At 69.2% G+C, this 21,793-nt stretch carries 15 protein-coding genes and 4 pseudogenes; 7 read left to right on the plus strand and 12 right to left on the minus strand.

Annotated elements, in window-relative coordinates:
* The first annotated feature begins 12 nt into the window (after positions 1-12).
* Entirely contained in the window at positions 13-525 is a 513-nt protein-coding gene (gene tsaE / locus OJJOAM_RS13340) for a tRNA (adenosine(37)-N6)-threonylcarbamoyltransferase complex ATPase subunit type 1 TsaE (protein WP_422648223.1), read from the plus strand.
* Positions 519-2,050, plus strand: a pseudogene (locus tag OJJOAM_RS13345) (N-acetylmuramoyl-L-alanine amidase). The gene tsaE and the pseudogene OJJOAM_RS13345 overlap by 7 nt, the downstream one beginning before the upstream one ends.
* 170 nt (positions 2,051-2,220) lie before the next feature.
* Here the strand turns inward: OJJOAM_RS13345 and OJJOAM_RS13350 are convergent.
* On the minus strand, positions 2,221-3,240 hold the full coding sequence (locus OJJOAM_RS13350; protein ID WP_422648224.1) for a bile acid:sodium symporter family protein: 1,020 nt from the start codon (positions 3,238-3,240) through the stop codon (positions 2,221-2,223).
* A gap of 163 nt (positions 3,241-3,403) precedes the next feature.
* On the opposite strand from OJJOAM_RS13350, the gene OJJOAM_RS13355 reads away from it, so the two are divergent.
* Positions 3,404-4,297: a LysR family transcriptional regulator gene (locus OJJOAM_RS13355; RefSeq protein ID WP_149316856.1), complete on the plus strand. Its 894-nt coding sequence runs from the start codon at positions 3,404-3,406 to the stop codon at positions 4,295-4,297.
* A gap of 195 nt (positions 4,298-4,492) precedes the next feature.
* Here OJJOAM_RS13355 and ggt read toward each other — a convergent pair.
* Both ggt and OJJOAM_RS13365 read right to left on the minus strand, forming a co-directional pair.
* Positions 4,493-6,395, minus strand: a pseudogene (ggt, locus tag OJJOAM_RS13360) (gamma-glutamyltransferase); the annotation flags it as partial.
* A gap of 352 nt (positions 6,396-6,747) precedes the next feature.
* Positions 6,748-7,506 (minus strand): 3-hydroxyacyl-CoA dehydrogenase, encoded by a 759-nt coding sequence (locus OJJOAM_RS13365; RefSeq protein WP_422648225.1) that lies wholly within the window; start codon positions 7,504-7,506, stop codon positions 6,748-6,750.
* Between the two features lie 64 nt (positions 7,507-7,570).
* On the opposite strand from OJJOAM_RS13365, the gene OJJOAM_RS13370 reads away from it, so the two are divergent.
* Complete coding sequence (locus OJJOAM_RS13370; protein ID WP_422648226.1) at positions 7,571-7,753, plus strand: hypothetical protein; 183 nt, start codon at positions 7,571-7,573, stop codon at positions 7,751-7,753.
* Positions 7,754-7,877: 124 nt separating this feature from the next.
* Here OJJOAM_RS13370 and OJJOAM_RS13375 read toward each other — a convergent pair whose 3' ends face one another.
* The gene (locus OJJOAM_RS13375; protein WP_422648227.1) at positions 7,878-8,954 is read right to left on the minus strand and encodes a hypothetical protein; all 1,077 of its coding nucleotides are present in this window, start codon (positions 8,952-8,954) and stop codon (positions 7,878-7,880) included.
* A 154-nt stretch (positions 8,955-9,108) separates the two neighbouring features.
* On the opposite strand from OJJOAM_RS13375, the gene OJJOAM_RS13380 reads away from it, so the two are divergent.
* The gene (locus tag OJJOAM_RS13380) at positions 9,109-9,708 is read left to right on the plus strand and encodes a hypothetical protein (RefSeq protein ID WP_422648228.1); all 600 of its coding nucleotides are present in this window, start codon (positions 9,109-9,111) and stop codon (positions 9,706-9,708) included.
* Positions 9,709-9,878: 170 nt separating this feature from the next.
* Here the strand turns inward: OJJOAM_RS13380 and adk are convergent, their stop codons facing one another.
* From adk to OJJOAM_RS13410, 6 genes and pseudogenes are all read right to left on the minus strand, one after another.
* Positions 9,879-10,544 (minus strand): adenylate kinase, encoded by a 666-nt coding sequence (adk, locus tag OJJOAM_RS13385; protein WP_149316859.1) that lies wholly within the window; start codon positions 10,542-10,544, stop codon positions 9,879-9,881.
* 345 nt (positions 10,545-10,889) lie between these two features.
* A pseudogene (gene kdsB, locus OJJOAM_RS13390) lies at positions 10,890-11,712 on the minus strand (3-deoxy-manno-octulosonate cytidylyltransferase).
* Between the two features lie 12 nt (positions 11,713-11,724).
* Positions 11,725-11,913 carry a Trm112 family protein gene (locus OJJOAM_RS13395; protein WP_006579104.1) on the minus strand — a complete coding sequence of 63 codons (189 nt, stop codon included), beginning with the start codon at positions 11,911-11,913 and terminating at the stop codon, positions 11,725-11,727.
* Positions 11,894-13,006 carry a tetraacyldisaccharide 4'-kinase gene (gene lpxK / locus OJJOAM_RS13400; RefSeq protein ID WP_422648229.1) on the minus strand — a complete coding sequence of 371 codons (1,113 nt, stop codon included), beginning with the start codon at positions 13,004-13,006 and terminating at the stop codon, positions 11,894-11,896. Before lpxK ends, OJJOAM_RS13395 begins: the two co-directional genes overlap by 20 nt.
* Before the next feature lie 87 nt (positions 13,007-13,093).
* Positions 13,094-13,522 (minus strand): ExbD/TolR family protein, encoded by a 429-nt coding sequence (locus OJJOAM_RS13405; RefSeq protein ID WP_422648230.1) that lies wholly within the window; start codon positions 13,520-13,522, stop codon positions 13,094-13,096.
* 14 nt (positions 13,523-13,536) lie between these two features.
* Positions 13,537-14,157: a MotA/TolQ/ExbB proton channel family protein gene (locus OJJOAM_RS13410; protein ID WP_232205789.1), complete on the minus strand. Its 621-nt coding sequence runs from the start codon at positions 14,155-14,157 to the stop codon at positions 13,537-13,539.
* A gap of 965 nt (positions 14,158-15,122) precedes the next feature.
* On the opposite strand from OJJOAM_RS13410, the gene xseA reads away from it, so the two are divergent.
* Together xseA and OJJOAM_RS13420 are read left to right on the plus strand one after the other, a co-directional pair.
* On the plus strand, positions 15,123-16,508 hold the full coding sequence (gene xseA / locus OJJOAM_RS13415) for an exodeoxyribonuclease VII large subunit (RefSeq protein ID WP_422648231.1): 1,386 nt from the start codon (positions 15,123-15,125) through the stop codon (positions 16,506-16,508).
* 183 nt (positions 16,509-16,691) lie between these two features.
* The gene (locus tag OJJOAM_RS13420) at positions 16,692-17,273 is read left to right on the plus strand and encodes a superoxide dismutase (protein ID WP_053822315.1); all 582 of its coding nucleotides are present in this window, start codon (positions 16,692-16,694) and stop codon (positions 17,271-17,273) included.
* Positions 17,274-17,406: 133 nt separating this feature from the next.
* Here OJJOAM_RS13420 and OJJOAM_RS13425 read toward each other — a convergent pair whose 3' ends face one another.
* Positions 17,407-17,937, minus strand: a complete 531-nt coding sequence (locus tag OJJOAM_RS13425; protein ID WP_422648232.1) for a tripartite tricarboxylate transporter substrate-binding protein — start codon at positions 17,935-17,937, stop codon at positions 17,407-17,409.
* Between the two features lie 101 nt (positions 17,938-18,038).
* Positions 18,039-21,675 (minus strand): annotated as a pseudogene (locus OJJOAM_RS13430) (indolepyruvate ferredoxin oxidoreductase family protein).
* Positions 21,676-21,793 lie beyond the last annotated feature (118 nt).

Below are 21,793 nucleotides of genomic sequence, written 5' to 3' on the forward strand. Positions count from 1 at the left end.
CAATTGTACGCAATGCCCCTGCTCGAACAACGCACCGTGATCCTGCCCGACGAAGCGGCCACCGACCGCCTCGGCGCGGCGCTGGCCGGCGCCGTGCGCGCCTTGCCGCCGCAGACGGTGCACGTCCAGCTCTCGGGCGATCTGGGCGCGGGCAAGACCACGCTGTCGCGCGCGGTGCTGCGCGCCCTCGGCCATGCCGGCAAGGTCCGCAGCCCCACCTACACGCTGTGCGAGCCGTACCAGGTCGCACGCGCCGACGGGTCGCCGCTGACCGTCTATCACTTCGATCTCTACCGCTTCGCCGATCCCGAGGAATGGCTCGACGCGGGATTTCGCGACTGTTTTGCCGAGCCGGCCTGCAATCTGGTCGAGTGGCCGGAGAAGGCCGCGTCGCTGCTTGGGGAACCCGACCTGCACCTGTTGCTCCAATCGGACACCTCGCCCAGCGATGAGGCCGCCGATCGGCGAGTCGCGATCCTGCGGGCCTATACTCCAACCGGACTTCTCCTGCTGCACGCATGCTGATCAAGCGCCTCGCCACCGACCGTCCCGATGAACTGCTGCTCGCCCGCCGCAAATGGCTGGCGCAATGCCTGAAAGCCGGCGTCGGAACGGTCGTGCTGACGCTGGCGGGTCCGCAGATCGCGGCCGGCGCCGGCATCGTCGCGGTCCGTGTCTGGCCGGCCGAGGACTATACGCGCGTGACCATCGAATCGGACGAGCGCCTCGCCGCGGTCCACACGATGGTGCGCAATCCCGATCGGCTGGTGGTCGATATCGATGGCCTGGACCTGTCGCCGACGCTGCGCGAGCTGGTCGCCAAGATCACGCCCAATGATCCCTATATCCAGTCGGTGCGCGTCGGCCAGAACCGGCCGCGCGTGGTCCGGCTGGTGTTCGACCTGAAGGAAGACATCGCGCCGCAGGTCTTCACGCTGGGGCCGATCGGCCAGTACCGCAACCGGCTGGTGTTCGATCTCTACCCGGTCAATCCGCCCGATCCGCTGTGGAAGCTGGTGCGCGAGACCGAGGACAAGCAGCGCCGCTTCGCCTCGACGCCGGCGACCGAGGGCGCCGACAGCGTGGCCGGCGCGCCGTCGAGCAGCGAAGAGGATGCGATCGCGGCGCTGGTGCGCCAGTTCGAGGACCAGGCGAAGACCCCCGCCACGCCGCCGCTGCCGGCCAATCCGCCGGTCGCGGCCGCCAGGCCGAAGCCGCCCGCGGGCTCTGCGTCGACCCAGCCGACCCAGCCGACGCCGCCGCAGGCGCCGCTGGCACAAGACAGGCCCGGCAAGAGCGATCCGGCCGACGATCCCGCGCCGTCGCGCTTCAAGATGCGCCGGCTGCTGACGGTGGCGATCGATCCGGGCCACGGCGGCGAGGGACCCCGGCGCGATCGGCGCCGCCGGCTCGCGCGAGAAGGACGTGGTGCTGCAGATCGCCAAGCGCCTGCGCGCCAAGATCGACGCGCAGCCCAATATGCGGGCGATGATGACCCGCGACGCCGATTTCTTCGTGCCGCTGAACGTGCGCGTGCAGAAGGCGCGCCGGGTCAAGGCCGACCTGTTCGTGTCGATCCATGCCGATGCCTTCGTCAAGCCGGAGGCGCGCGGCGCCTCGGTGTTCGCGCTGTCCGAGCGCGGCGCCTCGAGCTCGGCCGCGCGCTGGCTGGCCAACAAGGGAGAACGCCGCCGACCTGATCGGCGGCGCCAACATGAACAACAAGGACGCGCAGGTCGCGCGCGTGCTGCTCGATCTGTCGACCACCGCGCAGATCAACGACAGCCTGCGGGTCGGCAAGGCGGTGCTGTCGGAGATCGGCGGCATGCACCAGCTGCACAAGGCGCATGTCGAGCAGGCCGGTTTTGCCGTGCTGAAGGCGCCCGACATCCCGTCGATCCTGATCGAGACCGCCTTCATCAGCAACCCGGACGAGGAGCGCAAGCTCAACGACGAGGCCCACCAGGAGCAGCTGGCCAACGCGATTCTGCGCGGCATCCGCGGCTACTTCGCGCGCAATCCGCCGCTCGCGCGTAGCCCGTCGGTGTGAGGGCGCCCAGCCATCGACGCAACGATCAAAAGAAAAGGCCGGCAAATCGCCGGCCTTTCCTTTGCTGACACGCTTGTCGTCCGCGCGAAGGCGGGGACCCGGTGGCTTGCCAAGACGCTGGGCTCTCGCTGTCGCGGGAGCGCCGGCACCGGACGGCGCCGACGTCCCGGTCAGGCCCGCGCGACCGCGCCTTCGATCTGCTCGCGGTTGGCATAGCGCGAGGCCATCACCGAGCAGACGATCAGCTGCAGCTGGTGATAGACCATCAGCGGCAGCACCAGCAGGCCCAGCGCCGGGTGGCCGGCGAACAGGATCTTGGCCATCGGGATGCCGTTGGCCAGGCTCTTCTTCGAGCCGCAGAACACCGCGGTGATCTCGTCCTCGACGGCGAAGCCGAGGCGGCGGGCGACGAAGGTGGTGGTGGCCAGGATCGCGAACAGCAGCACCGCGGCCAGCGCCATCACGGCGGCAATGGTCTGCCAGCTGTACTGGTGCCACAGGCCCTCGGCGGTGGCATCGCAGAACGACGAGTAGACGATCAGCACGATCACGCCGCGGTCGATCTTGCTGGTGATGGGCTTGTGCCGGCCCAGCCAGGCGCCGATCACCGGACGGGCCAGCTGGCCCAGCGCGAACGGCAGCAGCAGCTGCAGCGCCACGCCGGTCAGCGCCTTGCCCAGCGGCATCGAGGCGCCGCTGGCGCTGATCACCAGGCCCATCAGCAGCGGGGTCAGCGCCATGCCGATCAGACCGGAGATGGTCGCGTTGAAGATCGCGCCGGGCACGTTGCCGCGCGCCATCGAGGTCATCGCCACCGACGACGAGACCGTCGACGGCAGCGCGCACAGGAAGAACACGCCCAGCAGCAGGTCGGCCGGCAGCTGGTCGCGCAGCGCGAACATCAGCACCGCGCCGATCAGCGGGAACACCACGTAGGTGAAGGCCTGCACGAAGGTATGCAGGCGCCAGTGGCGGGCGCCGGCGACCAGCTTGTCGCGCGAAAGCGCGGCGCCGTGCAGGAAGAACACCAGCGCGACGCCGAGGCTGGTCACCAGCCCGAGGTGCAGCGGACCGTCGCCGGTGCCGACCTCGGGAGCGGCCAGCGCCAGCGCGATCGCGGCCAGCATGATCAGCACGAAGCCGTCGATCAGATCGTAGAGTTTCTTAAAGGGATTCAGCAGGAAGGACATGACTGCGTGGACTGAAGCGCACCGGAGCGGCGCGCCGGAACGAAGGGTTTAAAAGAAGAAGAAATAGCTAGAAAACGGTGGAATCAGGGTTAACGCTGGTATTGGACGATAGTCCTGTCTAGAATGCAAATTCATTTGTCGTATTCATTGATATGGTTGACGCATGAATTACACGTTGCGGCAGTTGCGGGTCTTCCTGGCGGTGGCGTCGCACGGCAGTTTCAGCCGCGCGGCCGACGCGGTGGGGCTGACGCAGCCGGCGGTGAGCCGGGGCGTGGCGGAGTTGGAGGAGGCGCTGGGGCTGCGCCTGCTGGACCGCACCACCCGTGAGGTGGTGCTGACCGATGCCGGCCAGGCGCTGGTGCCGGCGCTCGAGCGGCTGCTGGGCCAGCTCGACGACACGCTCGAGGAGACGCGCCAGCTCGGCGAGCGCTACCGCGGCCGGGTGGTGATCGCCAGCGCGCCGACCATCTCGGCGCGGCTGATGCCGCTGTATGTGGCCGCCTGCGCGCGGCAATATCCGGAGGTCCGGCTGTCGGTGCGGGACAACGTGCAGGCCGACGGGCTCGAGCAGATCCGCGCCGGCGCGGTCGATTTCGGTGTGCTGATCGACCCGCTGGCCAGCGAAGGGCTGGAGACGGTGCCGCTGGGCACCGATCCGTTCTGCTTCGTCTGCCGCGACGACGATCCGTTGGCAAGACGCGACACGGTGTCGTGGTCCGCGCTCGACGGCGTGCCGCTGGTGCTGCTGGATTTCGCCTCCGGCAGCCGCCCGCTGATCGACCGCGTGTTCGCGATGCACGGCGTGACGCCGCGCGTGGTGCAGGAGCTGGGCCACTCGGCCAGCGTGTTCGGCATGGTGCAGGCGGGCATCGGGGCGTCGGTGCTGCCGTCGTTCTCGCTGCCGCTGCCGGCCGCCTCCAATCTGGTGTGGCGCCCGCTGGTGCCGCAGGAGGAGCGGCGCATCGTGATGGTCCGCCGCGAGGACCGCTCGCTGTCGCCGGCCGCCGCGGCGGTGTGGGAGATGGTCAGGACGATGCCGATTCCGGCGGCGTGAGGTTTGGGAGAGAGCGGAGCTTGCCCGCTCCATGACCCTGTGCCCATGAGGGGCGAGGGACAGCAACGTTGCAGCGATGGCGGTGGCCGGCTCATGCCGACGGCGGCGCCGCTTTGCTGGCGTGTCCCGCGCGTGAAACGGGCGGGGACGGCAGCGGTGGTCGCCGTGCCGTTTCCCCCCATCGCCGCTCAATCCCCCCATCGCCACCCCTTCCCGCCGCGGGTCCGCGCCGCCGAACCACATCGGCTTGCCGTTGACGCGCACGCGCATGATGCCCTGCAGGCCCGAGGTCTGGTCCATCACACGCACGTCATGGCCGCGCGCCTTCAGGCCTTCCACCAGGGCGTCCGACACGCGCCCCTTCTCCAACTCGGTCGGGCCGTTGCGCGATCCCACATTCGGCAGCGAGATCGCCTGCTGCACGTTCAGGCCCCAGTCGAGCGTGCCGACCAGCGTCTTGGCCACGTAGTTGATGATGGCCGAGCCGCCGGGCGAGCCGGCCGTCATCACCAGCTCGCGGGTCTGGCGATCGAACACCAGCGTCGGCGCCATCGACGAGCGCGGGCGCTTGCCCGGCTGCACGCGGTTCGCCACCGGCTTGCCGTCCTCCTCCGCGACGAAGGAGAAGTCGGTCAGCTGGTTGTTCAGCAGGAAGCCGCGCACCATCTGGCGCGAGCCGAACTGGTCTTCGATCGTGGTGGTCATCGACAGCGCATTGCCGTAGCGGTCGACCACCGAGATATGCGAGGTCGACGGAAACTCCGGCGCGCGGTCGCGCCCCATCGCCACCGTCGCGCCGGCCGGCGTGCCCGCACCGGCCTTGCCCATGCTGCGTTCGCCGATCTGCGCGGCGCGGCTGGCCAGATAGCGCGGATCGACCAGGCTGCGCCAGTCGCCGCCGGGCAGCGGCACGAAGTCGGTATCGGCGACGTACTGGTTGCGATCGGCGTAGGCCAGCCGGCCCGCCTCCGCGAACAGGTGCGCGCCCTCGACCGAGGGCTCCAGCCCGACGGCGTTGCGCTGCGGCCTGGCCGCGCCGATCTGCCGCGCCGGCGGCAGCGCCTGCAGGATGCCCAGCATCTGCGCAACCGCGATGCCGCCCGACGACGGCGGCGGCATGCCGCAGACGGTCCATTGGCGATAGTCGGTGCAGATCGGCTGCCGCACCTTGGGCCGGTAGTCGGCGATGTCCTTTTCGGTCAGCACGCCGGGATTGGTCGGATGCGAACGGACCTTGGCGGCGATATCGCGGGCGACGTCGCCCCGGTAGAAGGCATCGGCGCCGCGCGCGGCGACGCTGCGCAGCACCGCGGCCAGCTCGGGATTGCGCAGCACGGTGCCAGCGGTCTTGGGCGTGCCGTCGGCGTTGTAGAAGTAGGCGCGCGCGGTCGGATCCTTCATCAGGTCCTGGTCCTGCGCGATGATCGTCGCCAGCCGCGGGCTGATCGCGAAGCCTTGCTCGGCCAGCCGGATCGCCGGCTCGAACAGTCGCCGCCAGGGCAGCTTGCCGTGCTGGCGATGCGCCAGCTCCAGCATGCGCAGCACGCCCGGCGCGCCGACCGAACGGCCGCCGACCAGGCCTTGGCGGAACGGCATCACCTTGCCGTCGGGGCCGTAGAACAGGCGGTCGGTGGCGGCGGCGGGCGCGGTCTCGCGGCCGTCGTAGGCCTGGACCTGCTTGCCGTTGAAGTGCATCAGGAAGGCGCCGCCGCCGATGCCGGAGGAATTCGGCTCGACCAGATTGAGCACCATCTGCGTGGCGATGGCCGCGTCGATGGCGGTGCCGCCGGCCTTGAGCATGTCGTAGCCGGCCTGGGTGGCGAGCGGATTGGCGGCGGCCACCATGAAGGAACTCGCAGTCCAGCCGGGTTTGTCGGTCCAGCCGGAGGCGCCTTCGGGGGGCCGGGGGGAGGGTGGTGGTGGCCGCGGCGCTGGCGCCCGGGGTGGCGCCCGGGGTGGCACCCGGGGTGGCGCTGGGGGTGGCACTGGGGCCGGCGCTGGCGGCGGGGATGGCCGCCGCCGCTGTGCCGGCCTCCTTGCCAGCCTGTGGGGCGGCGCAGCCGGCTAGCAGCAGCGCGGCCAGCGCGCCGGCCAGCATGGCCGTCGGCGCCAATCCCTTGACGGCGGCTGCGGTGGAAAGGAACGGCGGAACCGGCGAACGTGGCGGCATGCTGCACTCCTTTTGAGGCCTATGAGGTACAGCGATTGTAGTCACTGCCACCGGCCGCCGTGTCATTCAGAGCACAATCGGGTCGCGTTCGCTTCCCTCGCCGGCGGTGAAGGGCCTACGCTCCGCCGTGCCGCCGTGCCGCCGTGCCGCCGTGCCGCCGTGCCGCCGTGCCGCCGTGCCGCCGTGCCGCCCGTGCTGCCCGTGCCGACCGTGCCGACCGTGCCGACCGTGGCGCAGTGCCACCGCGCCGCTTCGCCGCCGTTCCGCGGAGAGTGCCGGCTTACTTCGGCTGCATCCGGATCGCGCCGTCCAGCCGGATCACCTCGCCGTTGAGCATCGTGTTGCCGATGATCGCCTGCACCAGCTGGGCGTATTCCGCCGGACGGCCCAGCCGCGGCGGGAACGGCACCATCTTGCCGAGCGCGTCCTGCACCTCCTGCGGCATGCCCAGCAGCATCGGCGTCTCGAAGATGCCCGGCGCGATCGTCATGCAGCGCACGCCGTCGCGCGACAGGTCGCGCGCCACTGCCAGCGTCATGCCCACCACGCCGCCCTTCGAGGCGGCATAGGCGGCCTGGCCGATCTGGCCGTCGAAGGCGGCCACCGAGGCGGTGTTGACGATGATGCCGCGTTCGCCGCCGTCGTCCGGCGTGTTCTGCACCATCGCCGCGGCGGCCAGCCGGATCATGTTGAAGGTGCCGATCAGGTTGATGCGGATCGTCTTCTCGAAGGCGTCCAGCGGATGCGGACCGTTCTTGCCGACGGTCTTGTTGGCGGTCGCGATGCCGGCGCAGTTGATCAGCCCGGCCAGCCGCCCCAGGCCCACCGCGGCGTCGACGACGGCCTGGCCATCGGTTTCCGAGGTCACGTCGCAGCGGACGAAGCGGCCGCCCAGCTCTTGCGCCAGCGCATTGCCGGCGCCCTCGTTCAGGTCGGCGATGACGACCTTGCCGCCCTGTTCGGCGAGCATGCGGGCCGTGCCCGCGCCCAGGCCGGAAGCGCCGCCGGTCACGATGAATACGTTGTCTCGGATCTGCATGAACTGTCTCCTCGGGGTTGGGGGGCACCGGCCGGTTCCGCGCCGGCGCCTGATGGTGAAGAACATGACGGCAAATATGACGCCGAACACGACGCCGAATACGACGCCGAATACGACGCCGAATACGACGCCGAATACGACGCTGAGCACGACGCTGAGCACGACGCTGAGCACGACGCTGAGCACGACGCTGAGCACGACGCTGAGCACGACGCTGAGCATGACGCTGAGCATGACGTTTACGTAAAACGTCAATTATCTTGCCGTATTGTAAAGGCCCGGCCCGCGCCCGGGTAGCGGTCACGAGAATCGTAAGCCCGCAACCGTTCGCACGAGAGGTCGCCGCCATATCTGGCTAGAGTGCGCCCACGTCACACCTCGGGAGTCTTGCCGTGAGCGAGTTCGATGCATCCTGGATCCGCAGCCGTCCATCGTCGCCAAGGTGGGATCGGGCGGAGGATTCCGTGGGCGGACAGTCCATATGGGCGCAGGCAACGCCGGGTGCCGCCGCAATCCAGCACGATCCGACCGAGCCGGCGGGAAAGTCCGGCTTCTTGCGGCAGTTCATGCGCGAGCTGCGTGCGGGGCGGCAGCCCTTGCGCCTGGACACCACGAGCGTCTCGCTGATGTCGTCGGCGGTGCAGGAGGTGGAGCCGCTGTTCGAGGCCTCGGACGCGATTTCCCCCGACCTGGTCCAGGCCAGCCAGGTGCTGCCAGCGGGCGATGCCGTGCTGGGCGTGGTCGACCTGGTCGGAACGGCGGCCGACAAGGTCAAGAGCTGGCGGCGCGTCTGCGCCTCCGAGCCGGGCTACCGGCGCGCGGTTGCGCTGCTGGCGCAGTCCCGGCTGCCCGCCGAGGCCGAGCGCCGCAAGGCCGCCCTGAAGGCGACGCGCCAATGGATCCGCGCCTGCCTGGCGGCCCCGCCTCGGCACGATGGCACACCGGCGCCGGCCCTCGCCGCGCATCGGCTGCGGCAGGACGGCGCGGCGCACCTGCCGGACACGTTTCGCCGGGCCCTGAGCGCCGGCAACCACGACGCGGCCGCGCTCGGCAAGGCCGCCATGAGCGTGATCGACCGCGAGCTCGCCGTCATCGACGGGGAACGCGACGCCATCCTGCGGCAACATGGCGCCGACCTTCTCGAGCACGACGCCGTCGCGCGCGCCGACCGTGGCGCGGCGCGGCGGCTGCGCGGCAGCGCCGTCGCCTGCGTCCGCGACAGCGGCCTGCAAGGACTTCGCGTCGGCTACGAAGCAAGTCCGCTGGCGGACAGCGCCTGGGACGCGCCGCTGGATATCGGCCTGATTCCCGGTGACGCGATGTCCTTCGGCCTCGGCGCGGCGATCGGTCTGGCCCATGTCGGTTGCGGCCTCGGCGAACTGGCGGAGGCCAGGCGGTGCAGCGGGGCGCTGCGCGAAGTCGGCCAGGCAGTCGACGACAATCTGCACCGCTTGTCGGCCGATCCGGCCCGGGGCAAACGGCTGCAGTCCTCCGGCTCGAGAGGCGCTGCGCTGGTTCGCCGATGGGCAGCGCCGCTGGCGCCAGCGTGCCGGCGAGCTGGCGCGCTGGGCCATCGGACGTATCGCTTATGGCGTCGGCACCGTGCTGTTGTCAGGCGCCGGCATGGCGATCGTGTCGATACTGGGCACGGCGGTGCTCGCGACCCCGGTCGGTGCTGCGCTGGTGGCGGTCGGCGGGGTGCTCGGCGGCGCCTGGTTCCTGTTCACGTTGCTCAGGATCGGCATGCGTCTGATGCGCGGCCGCGCCGATACGCGCGAGCGCGAACGGCTGGCGGACGCGGTGCGGCGCGGCGCGGCGCGCGGCCTGTGTGCGGACACGCTGTCGCAATGCAGCCTCGCGCAGCTGGAGTCCTTGCGGCGCAATTTTCCGGCGCTGTCCGGCAATCGCCATTGGCAGGCGGCGGTGCTGGCGCGGCGGCTGCTGATCGACGATGCGGCCGGCAAGACCGCCGGCAAGGCATCGCGGCTCGAAACCTCGGCGCTGCTGCAGGCGCTCGGCATGCCGAAGCTGTCCACCACGCTGCTCAAGCACGCCGGCTTCGAGCTGACCTATCGAACGATCTTCCTTTACCTGCACGGCGAAGGCGTGCAGGCGGCCTGGCGCGAGGGAACCTTCCATCGCGTGGAGGCGGCCGACGCGCCGCCGTCCCCGGCGCATGGGAGCCAGGCCCATGGGGGCTAGCCGCCCCAAGGGCGAAGAAACCAGGCGAAGAAGCCGGGGCAAAGAACCCGGGGCAAGGAAAGCGGGGGAAAGGAAGCCGGGGCAAAGAAACGGGGGCAAAGAAACGGGGGCAAAGAAAAGGCGGCCAGTGGCCGCCTTTTCTTCTTCCCAATCGCCCGAACTTCGGCGACTTACTTCAGCGCCTCGAACACCCGTGCGGTGATCTCGTCGACCGAACCGACGCCGCTGATCTTGCGATACTGCGGCGGCGCGACGCTCGCGCCCGGCGCGCCCTTGGCCGCCCAGTCCGAGTAGTAGTCGACCAGCGGACGGGTCTGCTGCGCGTAGACATCGAGACGCTTGCGCACGGTCTCTTCCTTGTCGTCGTCGCGCTGGATCAGCGGCTCGCCGGTCTCGTCGTCGACGCCGGCCGTCTTCGGCGGGTTGTACTTCAGATGATAGGTGCGGCCCGAGGCGGCATGCACGCGGCGGCCGCTCATGCGTTCGATGATGGCGTCGAACGGCACATCGATCTCCAGCACGTAGTCGATCGGCACGCCGGCTTCCTTCATTGCCTCGGCTTGCGGGATCGTGCGCGGAAAGCCGTCGAACAGATAGCCGTTGCGGCAATCGTCCTGCTTCAGGCGGTCCTTGACCAGGCCGATGATGATGTCGTCGGAAACCAGACCGCCCGCGTCCATCACCTTCTTGGCCTCGATGCCCAGCGGGGTGCCGGCCTTGACCGCGGCGCGCAGCATGTCGCCTGTGGAGATCTGCGGGATGCCGAACTTCTCGCAGATGAACTTGGCTTGCGTGCCTTTGCCGGCGCCGGGCGCGCCCAACAGGATCAAACGCATTTACGGGTCCTCAGAGTTTTGAATCCGGTATTGCGGGGGAATGGAAGGAGGGTAACGCCGAAACTTGACGTGTGGCTTACCGCGCGATGGTCAGGCACGCAGGCGCCGCCATGGCTGGTGACCGGCGCGGTCCGCATGCGGTTGGCATGGGCGCAAGCCGGACGGCTCATTCTTCATCTCCCCACCGAGCTTGCGTCGTCGCCCGTATTGACGGCGACAGCGGCTCTTTATTGGCGATCATTATGCCACGAGGGAGCCGGAATTCGGCCCGCCGCGGCGGTCAACGGTGTGTAAAACCGGAGCGGGCGAATGGCCCGCCCGGTGCGGGGTTGCGCCGGTTTGCGCTCAGCGGCCGGGCTGCGCCGCGGCCTCGGACCACAGCGCACGCACGCGTTCCAAATCGGCCGGGGGTATCCACGCCGGGCGCCGGCGCGGCCTCGGTGACCAGCACCGCGATGCGTTCGCCATGCCACATCGCGCGCAGCTGTTCGAGCGCTTCGGTCTGCTCCAGCGGCGCGGCGGCCAGCGTCGGGAAGCGGCGCAGGAAGCCGGCGCGATAGGCGTACAGGCCGATATGGCGCAGCACCGGCATGTCGGGCAGCGGCACCTGCGCGCTCGCGGCCGGGGCCGACGGCACGCCGGACCACGCGTCGCGCGCCCAGGGGATCGGCGCGCGCGAGAAGTACAGCGCGCGGCCGGCGCTGTCGCACACCACCTTGACCACGTTCGGATTGAAGACCTCGCCGATCTCGTGCAGCGGATGCGCGGCGGTGGCGATCGCGCATTCGGGATGCGCGGCCAGATGCCGGGCCACCGCGTCGATCAGCGCCGGCGCGATCAGCGGTTCGTCGCCCTGCACGTTGACCACGATCGCATCGTCGTCCAGCGACAGCAGGGTGGCCACCTCGGCCAGCCGGTCGGTGCCGGTGGCATGGTCGGCGCGCGTCATGACGGCTTCGATGCCGTGCTCGGCGCAGGCCGCGCGCACCGTGTCGGCGTCGGTCGCGACCACGGTGCGGCGGGCCGCCGAGGCGTGGGCGCGCTCGGCGACCCGCACGATCATCGGCTTGCCGCCGATGTCGGCCAGCGGCTTGTTCGGCAGGCGCGTCGACGCGAGCCGCGCGGGAATGACGACGGTGAAATCCACGGACAATTCGGCGAGCGACATCGAACCCAGGCCTCAGGTCGGATCGATGGCGCGGCCGGGCACCGATTGGCGGGCTTCGTCGGCCAGCATCACGGGAATGCCGTCGCGGATCGGATAGGCCAGCTTGTCGGCATGGCAGATCAGTTCCTGCGCCGCGCGGTCGTATTCGAGCTTGCCCTTGCACAGCGGGCAAACCAGGATTTCAAGCAGCCGGTTGTCCATCTTGGTGTTCCTTGGTGTGGCTGGCCGCGGCAGCGGCGCCGGTGGCCGCGGTCGGCGCTGCCTGGCAGCGCGCGATGACCGTGCGGCGAATTCGATCGATCAGACCCGGATCGATCACGGGCCTGGTGGGGACGACCCAGATACGCGGGTCGAGCGGCTCGCGAAGCCGGTCGCATTTTACGGCATCCTTCTCCGTGATCAGGATGGCCTCGGCGGCCTGCGCGGCCGGATGGTCGACGAACGGGTCCTCGGCGAAATCGTAGTGGTCCGGCAGCGGCAGCGTCTCCGGCTGCAGGCCCGCGCCGCGCAGGCTGGCGAAGAAGCGCTCGGGGTTGCCGATGCCGGCCGCGGCCAGCACGCGCCGTCCCGCGAAGGTCGACAGCGGACGCACCATGGTCGGATCGGCGAGCTGCCAGGCCTGCTCGAGCTCGAGGCGCATGCCGTAGACCTCGGGCCGGTCCGGCGTCGCGCGGAAATACGGATCGTTGATCAGCGTGGCATCGCGGCGGCGCGACAGCGGCTCGCGCAGCGGCCCCGCCGGCAGCAGCCAGCCATTGCCGCCCATGCGGCCGTCGAACATCACGATCTCGAAGTCGCGCTGCAGGCGATAGTGCTGCAGGCCGTCGTCGAGCAGCAGCACGTTGATGCCCGGATGCGAGACCAGCATCGCCTGCGCGCAGGCCACGCGATCGGGATAGACCCAGACCGGCACGTCGGTCGAGCGCGCGATCAGCAGCGGTTCGTCGCCGACGTCCTCCGCCTTCGAGGTCGCCTTGACGCGGCGGGGCCGTTCCAGCTTGACGCCATAGCCGCGCGAGACCACGCCGGGACGCAGCCCGGCCTCGCACAGCGCATCGGCCAGCGCGATCACCGCCGGCGTCTTGCCGGTGCCGCCGACCGTCACGTTGCCGACCACCACTACCGGCATCGGCAACCGCGTCGACTGGAACCAGCCGCGCCGGTACGCCAGCCGCCGCAAGGCGCTGATCGCGCCGAACAGGCCGGCGAACGGCAGCATCAGCCAGGCGAACCAGCCGCGGCGTTGCCACTGGCGGGTAACGAAGTCGGACAGGAGATGGCGGGCAGCGGGCATCGGGTACCAGGGAGAACGGTTTTCGCCAGAGTGTATCGGGTCGGGATGGTCGTGCTTCCCGCCGCGCTTCGTTGCAGGGCGAGACGCCTACCGCGTCCCGCCGCTCTGCGTCGCGAACGTCAGCCGCGACAGCCCGGCGACCCGCGCGGCTTCCATCACGTTGACCACCGACTGGTGGCTGGCCTGGGCGTCGGCGCTGACGATCAGCACCGGCGCCTGCGCCGCCGCCGAGCCGGCCAGCGCGCGCAGCCGCTCGGCGAGCCCGGCGACATCGCGCGCGCCGACGCGCTCCTTGTCGATCGCGTATTCGCCGCTGGCCGACACCGACACCACGATCTCGCGCGGGCGCTGCTGCGCGGTGTCGGCCTCGGCGGTCGGCAGCTGGATGCGCAGCTCGGTGTAGCGCGAATAGGTGGTCGTGATCATCAGGAAGATCAGGATCACCAGCAGCACGTCGATCAGCGGGATCAGGTTGATCTCGGGCTCGTCGCGCCTGGCACGGGTACGGAATCGCATGGCCGCTATCCGTCTCAGGCACGCCGCTGCGGCAGGATCGCGTCGAGGAAGGTGGCCGCGCGCGATTCCAGCTCGGCCACATAGTCGTCGACGCGCCGGCGGAAATAGCGCCAGAAGATCAGCGCCGGGATCGCGACCATCAGGCCGAAGGCGGTGTTGTACAGCGCCACCGAGATGCCGTGCGCCAGTTGTTCGGGATTGGCGCCGGTGCCGCCCTGGCTGCCGAAGATTTCGATCATGCCGATCACGGTGCCGAGCAGCCCCATCAGCGGGGCGACCGAGGCGATCGTGCCCAGCGCGTTCAGATAGCGCTCCAGTTCATGCGCCACCGCGCGGCCCGCTTCCTCGACGGCGTCCTTGGCCGCATCGCGCGAGGTGTCGGGCTGGGCGATCACGTGCCGCAGCCCGGCGGCCAGCACCCGGCCCAGCGGCGAATCGCGTTCGAGCGAGTCGACCACGTCCGGCGTCGCGCGCCGTTGCCGCGCCACCGTCAGCGCCTGGTCGTACAGCTTCGCCGGCAGCACCTTGCTGCGCTTCAGGCTCAACGAACGTTCGACGATCAAGGCCAGCGCGATGACCGAGGCGAGCAGCAACGGCCAGATCGGCCAACCGGCCGCTTCAATGATGGAAAACACAAGGACACCCCGAGTCGCCGGCGCGAAGGGAAGGACTGCGGCAGGCCGGCGTAAAAAAACAGGCGCCACTCTAACGCGCGGTCCCCCGCGGGGCAAGCCGCGAAGGCGGGCGCCGTCCACTTGCTCGACATGTCCACACCCGGCAGGGACAGTGCTGTGGATCGATTGTGGAAAGCGGGCGGACAGCCTTGCCAAGTCCTTGATTCCAAAGGACGAACGCGGATCTGCTTAAATGTTGAGCAGAAGCGGCGGCAGGCGCGGCATGGCTGTCCGAGGCCACGGGGCTCACCGATCCCCCCTGACGCCGCGCCCCGGCTTTCCACACGGCAGCGGGACAGGATTGTGGAACAAGTGTGGACAGGCGCCTGACAAGCGTGCCAAGTCCTTGATCCGTATGGTATTCCCGCGCCCTGCTTAAAAATTGTGCAGGGACACCGAAACGGCCCGCCGCGCCGGCGTTCGGCAACGGAAATTGGAAAGTCGACTTCTTTCCACATCCCAACGGGACAGCGTTGTGGAGCGCCTGTGGATAAGCCCGGGAGAAGCGAGACAAGGGCTTGATCCGTAACGGAATTCCCGGGGCTGCCTAAAAAAGCGGCAGCACGGCAAGCCGCGGGCGAGCCGGCTTCCCTGCACAGGGCGTTTGCGTTTCGGTGCGGGAGCGACGTTTCGGTCACGGCGCAGTGTATGCCGCCGTACGGTCGGTGTTACCGCTTTGTAGTTGTCCAGAGTTCCTGTGGATAACTTTGTGAACAAGCTGGTGTGGACAAATGGTAAGTGATTGACGCGTAAGAGAAATTCTTACATTGCTTAAAAAGTGATGTCCGGGAAAGTCATTAAGAATCAATGGCTTGTGTCAAGCCCCTCGATATACAGGCCGTTTCAGCCACCCTACAGCGATGGGCTTGACATAGCGGTTATGCTGTGGACATGTCCATCTGACGCCGCTTCGGCGGCGATTTGCCATGTCTGAACCATTCTCGTCTCCGCCTTCGCCAGTCTCCCGGACGGCACCCGGCGGGCGCGACGTGATCCCGGTCGGCGACTTGAACCATGCGATCGCATCGGTACTCGAACGCAACTTTCCGCTGGCCTGGGTGCGTGGAGAAATTTCCAACTTCACGCGCGCAGCGAGCGGGCACTGGTATTTCTCGCTGAAGGACGCCCGCGCGCAGATCCGCTGCGTGATGTTTCGCGGACGAAACCAGCATGTCGACTTTCCGGTGCGCGAAGGCGAGGCTGTCGAGGTGCGCGCGCTGGTATCGATGTACGAGGCGCGCGGCGAGGTGCAGCTCAGCGTCGAGGCGATGCGGCGCGCCGGCGTCGGCAATCTGTACGAGGCTTTCCTGCGCCTGAAGGACAAGCTCTCGCGCGACGGTCTGTTCGATCCCGCACGCAAGCGGCCGATTCCCTCGCATCCGCGCACGATCGGCGTGATCACGTCGCTGCAGGCCGCGGCGCTGCGCGATGTGCTGACGACCCTGCGCCGCCGCGCGCCGCATATCCAGGTGCTGGTCTATCCGGTGCCGGTGCAGGGCGCCAGTGCCGCCGACAAGATCGCGGCGATGCTCGACACCGTCAGCGCGCGCGCCGAGTGCGACGTGGTGATCCTGTGCCGCGGCGGCGGCAGCATCGAGGACCTGTGGTCGTTCAACGAGGAAGTGGTCGCGCATGCGGTGGCGCGTTGCACGCTGCCGGTGGTCTGCGGCGTCGGCCACGAGACCGACTTCACCATCGCCGACTTCGTCGCCGACGTGCGCGCGCCGACGCCAACGGGCGCCGCCGAACTGGTCAGCCCCGATCGCGCGCATCTGCTGGCGCAGGCGGCGCGGGCGCGCGACGCGCTTGGCCAATGCATGCGCCGCCAGCTGGAGCGGCGCGCCCAACATCTGGACTGGCTGGCGCGGCGCGTGCGCAGCCCGCAGGCGCAACTGCAGGAGCGGCGCGGACAGCTCGACAATCTCGCGCGACATTTGCGCGCGGCATGGCGCGACAACCTGGTGGCGCGGCGCCATCGACTGCAGCTGTGGTCGATGCGCTGGACCGCCCAGCGTCCCGATGCGGGCACGCGCCAGGCCGAACTGGCCCGGCTCGCCGCACGCATGCAGGCCGCCAGCGAACGCCAGCACGAACGTGCCGCGCAGCGCCTGCATCGCGCCGCCGGCGCGCTCGAACTGCTGGCGCCGCAACGCACGCTCGAGCGCGGCTATGCGGTGCTGCTGGACCCGCGCGGCAAGGCGCTGCGGGCGCCGTCGGAGCTGCGTGCCGGCAGCCGCGTCGAGGTCCATCTGGCCGAGGGCGTGGCCGATATCGGCATCGCCAGCGTGCAGGCCAAACTGCTCGATCTATAGGGCCGATCTACAGGCCGCGATGGCCGGCTGAGTTGCCCCGGAAGGTGCCCCACAGGCGCGGCGCGGCGGGGCGCGCAGCCGCATACTGCCGCGCCCTGAAGGGGTTTTGCCGCTAGTTTGCGCCACTATGGCAAGTCACCTACAATCGGTGTCTCCCGTCCCACAACCCACAGAGACAGAACAATGGAACATACTCTCCCCCCGCTGCCGTACCCCCATGATGCGCTGGCCCCGCATATGTCCAAGGAGACCTTGGAGTTCCATCACGACAAACATCATCAGACGTACGTCACCAATCTGAACAATCTGATCAAGGGCACGGAATTCGAGAACGCGACCCTCGAAGAGATCGTCAAGAAATCGTCCGGCGGCATCTTCAACAACGCCGCCCAGGTGTGGAACCACACCTTCTTCTGGAACTGCCTGAAGCCGCAAGGCGGCGGTCAGCCGACCGGCCCGCTGGCCGACGCGATCAACGCCAAGTGGGGCTCGTTCGACAAGTTCAAGGAAGAGTTCACCAAGACCGCGGTCGGTACCTTCGGTTCGGGCTGGGCCTGGCTGGTCAAGAAGGCCGACGGTTCGCTGGATCTGGTGTCGACCTCGAACGCCGCCACCCCGCTGACCACCGACGCCAAGCCGCTGCTGACCTGCGACGTGTGGGAACACGCCTACTACATCGACTACCGCAACGCCCGTCCGAAGTTCGTCGAGGCCTTCTGGAACGTCGTGAACTGGGACTTCGTCAGCAAGAACTTCGCTGGCTGATCATTCTCCAGCGCAAGCAGCAAAGCCCTCCATGCGAGGGCTTTGTTTTTTTGGGATTGCCGTCCGGCAGTCGCGGACGTCGCGCATCTGCCGAAGGCCTCGTCGCCGTTTGCGCGCTGACGCGCCGTACCGCTCAATTCAGCGTCGCCCCTGCCTGCTTGACGATGCGCGCGTGCTTCTCCAGTTCGCTGCCGAAGAACGGCGCGGCCTGGTCGGGCGTGCTGCCGATGATGACGATGCCCTGGGCGGCGAGGTTCTGCTGCACCAACTTTTCGTCGAGCGCGGCCTTGATCTTTGCCTGCAGGTCGGCCGCCTTGTCCTTCGCCAATCCGGCGGGGCCGACAATCGCGAGCCAGGCGTCGAAGCTGTAGCGTGGCAGGCCGGACTCGGCCAGCGACGGCACGTCTGGCAGCGTCGGGATGCGCTTCGGCGTGGACACCGCGATCGCCTTCAGCTTGCCGGCCTTCAGCTGCGGCAGGACTGCAGGCACCGTCAGGAAGCCCATCTGCACCTGACCGCTGAGGAGATCGGTGGTGTAGTTGCCCGCGCCCTTGTAGGGCACGTGGCGGACCTGGACCTTGGCCTCGCTGGCGAACAGTTCCGCGGCCAGATGCAGCACGGTGCCGTTGCCCGATGAGCCGTAGCCGACTCGCGCTCGCGGCATCAAGCCGCTGCGCGCGCCGGCTGCGCCGCCGCCGCGGTAACGCTGGCATCAAGCGGCGCCGCGCTCGGTCTTCGCGCCGTCGCCGCCGCGACAACGCAACCTCAAGCCGCGGCGCGCTCGCCGTCCGCGACCACGCCGCCCCGATAACGCGCCATCAGCTCGGCCCGGCGCTGGGCCGCCTTCCGCATGCTGGCCTCCTTCACCGGCCCGAAACCGCGGATATCGTCGGGCAGCGCAGCCAGTGCCAGCGCCGTGTCGATCCGCTGCGCATCGAGGCTGCGCGCGAACTCGTCGACCATCGCCAGGTACTCGTCCACCAGCCGCCGCTCCTCGCGGCGCTCGGCGGTGCGGCCGAAGGGATCGAGCGGCGTGCCGCGCAGCCCCTTGAACCTGGCCAGCAGCCGGAACAGCGTCATCGTGCGCGGGCCGAAGCGGCGCTTGACGGGGCGGCCGTTGCGCGTCTCGCCCGACAGCAGCGGCGGCGCCAGCCAGAAGTTCAGCTGATAGTCGCGGCCGGGCTCGCCGTCGAACTGGGCGCGCAGCTTGTCGAGGAAGGCCGGATCGGCGTACAGCCGCGCGACCTCGTACTCGTCCTTGTAGGCCATCAGCTTGGCCAAGTTGCGCGCGACCGCCTCGGTCAGCGGTAGCTTGCGGTCGGCGCCGAGCGCCAGCTCCGCCTGCCGTACCTTGTCGACCGCGGCCAGATAGCGCGCGGCATAGGCGTCGTTCTGGTAGGCGCGCAGCAGGGCGGCGCGGTCCTGGATCAGGCGGTCCAGCGTCTGCGGAAGCGGCAGCACCTGCGTCGGCACGGCACCAGCCTGGCGCGAAGCCTTGTCCGCGCCGTCGAGCGCCGCGCGTACCGCCGTCTCGCCGCGATGCGCCAGCGCGCGGCCCCAGGCGAAGGCCAGCAGGTTCTTCTGCACCGCGACGCCGTTGAGCGTGATCGCGCGCGTCAGGCTGGCCAGCGACAGCGGCACCCAGCCGCGCTGCCAGGCGAAGCCCAGCAGCAGCGGATTGGCGAAGATCGCATCGCCCAGCAGCCGGACCGCCCAAGCATTGGCGTCGAGGAAGGCGCAGGCCTCGCCGATGTTGTCGCGCAGGTCCTGCTCCGCGGACGCACCGGGGAAGCGCCATTTCGGATTGGCGATCAGGTCGGCGGTCGGCGTGCGCGCGCTGTTGATGGCCGCCGCGGTGATGTCGCGCCGAACCTTGGAGAGCACCTCGGCCGACGCCGACACGATCGCATCGCAGCCGATCACCAGCCGCGCCTCGCCGGTGGCGACGCGCGTGGCATGCAGCGCCTGCGGCGTGGCGGCGATCTGCACATGGCTGAGCACGGCGCCGCCCTTCTGCGCGAGTCCCGCCATGTCGAGCACCGTGACGCCCTTGCCTTCGAGATGCGCCGCCATGCCGAGGATGCCGCCGATCGTCACCACGCCGGTGCCGCCCACGCCGGTCACGACGATGCCGTAGGCGCGCTCCAGCGCGGGCAGCGTCGGCGAGGGCAGGGCGTCCAGATCGATTGCACCGGTCTTCGATCCGGTCTGCGTTCCCGTCTGCGTCCCCACCCCGGCCGGCTTGCGCACCTGCGCGCCCTCGGCCGTCACGAAGCTCGGGCAGAAGCCGTTCAGGCACGAGAAGTCCTTGTTGCACGACGACTGGTTGATCGCGCGCTTGGTGCCGAGCGGCGTCTCCAGCGGTTCGACCGACAGGCAGTTCGACTGCACCGAACAGTCGCCGCAGCCTTCGCAGACCGCGTCGTTGATGAAGGCGCGCCGCGCCGGATCCGGATAGTCGCCGCGCTTGCGCCGGCGGCGTTTCTCGGTCGCGCAGGTCTGGTCGTAGATCAGCACGGTGACGCCCGGCGTATCGCGCAGGCGCCGCTGCACGTCGTCGAGCCGGTCGCGGTGATGCACGGCGATGCCGGCGGGCAGCCCGCCGCCGCCGGCGTATTTGTCCGGTTCATCGGTCACCACGACGATCTCGCGCGCGCCTTCGGCCAGCACCTGATGCGCGATGCGCGGCACGGTCAGCACGCCGTCGACCGGCTGGCCGCCCGTCATCGCCACCGCGTCGTTGAACAGCACCTTGTAGGTGATATTGGCCTTCGCCGCGATCGCCGCGCGGATCGCCAGCAGGCCCGAATGGAAATAGGTGCCGTCGCCCAGATTGACGAACACGTGCTTCTCGTCGGTGAAATGCATCTGGCCGGTCCACGCGACGCACTTCACCGCCCATCTGGCTGAAGGTGTCGGTATTGCGGTCCATCCACATCGCCATGTAGTGGCAGCCGATGCCCGCCAGCGCCCGCGAGCCCTCGGGCACGCGGGTCGACGTATTGTGCGGGCAGCCCGAGCAGAACCAGGGCTTGCGTTCGACCGACAGCCGCGGACGCGACGCGTCGCGCTCCTTGGCCTCGATCAGCGCGACGCGCGCCGCGATGCGCGCGCGCACGTCGTCGGGCAGGTCGGCCTTGTCGAGCCGGCGCGCGATCGCCTTGGCGATGATCGCCGGCGACAGCTCGTAGTGCGCCGGCAGCAGCCAGCTGCCGCGCGGCACCGACCATTCGCCGCCCTCGTTGTCGCGCTCGTCGAACTTGCCGAACACGCGCGGGCGCACGTCGTCGCGCCAGTTGTACAGCTCTTCCTTCAGCGCGTATTCGAGGATCTGGCGCTTTTCCTCGACCACCAGGATCTCGTCGAGGCCGGTGGCAAATTCGCGCGCGTCCTGCGCGTCGAGCGGCCACACGCAGCCGACCTTCATCACGCGGATGCCGATGCGCGCGCAGGTGTCGTCGTCAAGGCCGAGGTCCGCCAGCGCCTGCCGCACGTCGAGATAGGCCTTGCCCGCGGTCATGATGCCGAAGTGGGCCCGCGGCGAATCGACCACCACGCGGTTCAGCTTGTTGGCGCGCACATAGGCCAGCGCGGCGTACCACTTGTGGTCGAGCAGCCGCGCTTCCTGCGCCAGCGGCGGATCGGGCCAGCGGATATTGAGGCCGCCTTCCGGCATCGCGAAGTCCTGCGGCAGCACCACCTGTACGCGGTCGGGATCGATCTCGATCGAGGCGCTCGACTCGACCACGTCGGTGACGCACTTCATCGCCACCCACAGGCCCGAATAGCGGCTCATCGCCCAGCCGTGCAGGCCATAGTCTAGGTATTCCTGCACGGTGGACGGGTAGAGCACGGGAATGCCGGCCGCGATCAGCACGTGCTCGGACTGGTGCGCGACCGACGACGACTTGGCGGCATGGTCGTCGCCGGCCAGCAGCAGCACGCCGCCATGGGGCGCGGAGCCGGCGGAGTTCGCGTGCTTGAGCACGTCGATCGAACGGTCGACGCCGGGCCCCTTGCCGTACCACATCGAGAACACGCCGTCGCGTTGGGCGCCGGGAAACAGGTTGACCTGCTGCGTGCCCCAGACGGCCGTGGCCGCCAGGTCCTCGTTCAGCCCGGGCTGGAACACCACGTCGCTGCCTGCCAGATGCGTCTTCGCCTGCCACAGCGCCTGGTCGAGCCCGCCGAGCGGCGAGCCGCGGTAGCCGGAGACATAGCCGGCGGTATTGAGCCCCGCCGCGCGGTCGCGCGCCTTCTGCAGCATCGGCAGGCGCACCAGCGCCTGGGTGCCGCTCAGATAGATGCGGCCCTTTTCCACGGTGTACTTGTCGTCGAGGCTGACGTTGGCCAGCGCGTCGGCGAGGGCCTGTTGCTGCGCGGGCGAGAGCGGACTGTTCATGGGGGGGGTGTCTCCGGCGGATGGCGATAGCTCGCCCGATATCTCGCCCGATATCTCGCACAAGGTCGGGCGGTATCGTTCGGTATGCGGTTTTTGTGCGCGCTCGGGATGCGGGTTC

This window comes from Cupriavidus sp. H18C1 (assembly GCF_049311595.1).
GTDB classification, from domain to species: Bacteria; Pseudomonadota; Gammaproteobacteria; order Burkholderiales; family Burkholderiaceae; genus Cupriavidus; species Cupriavidus cauae.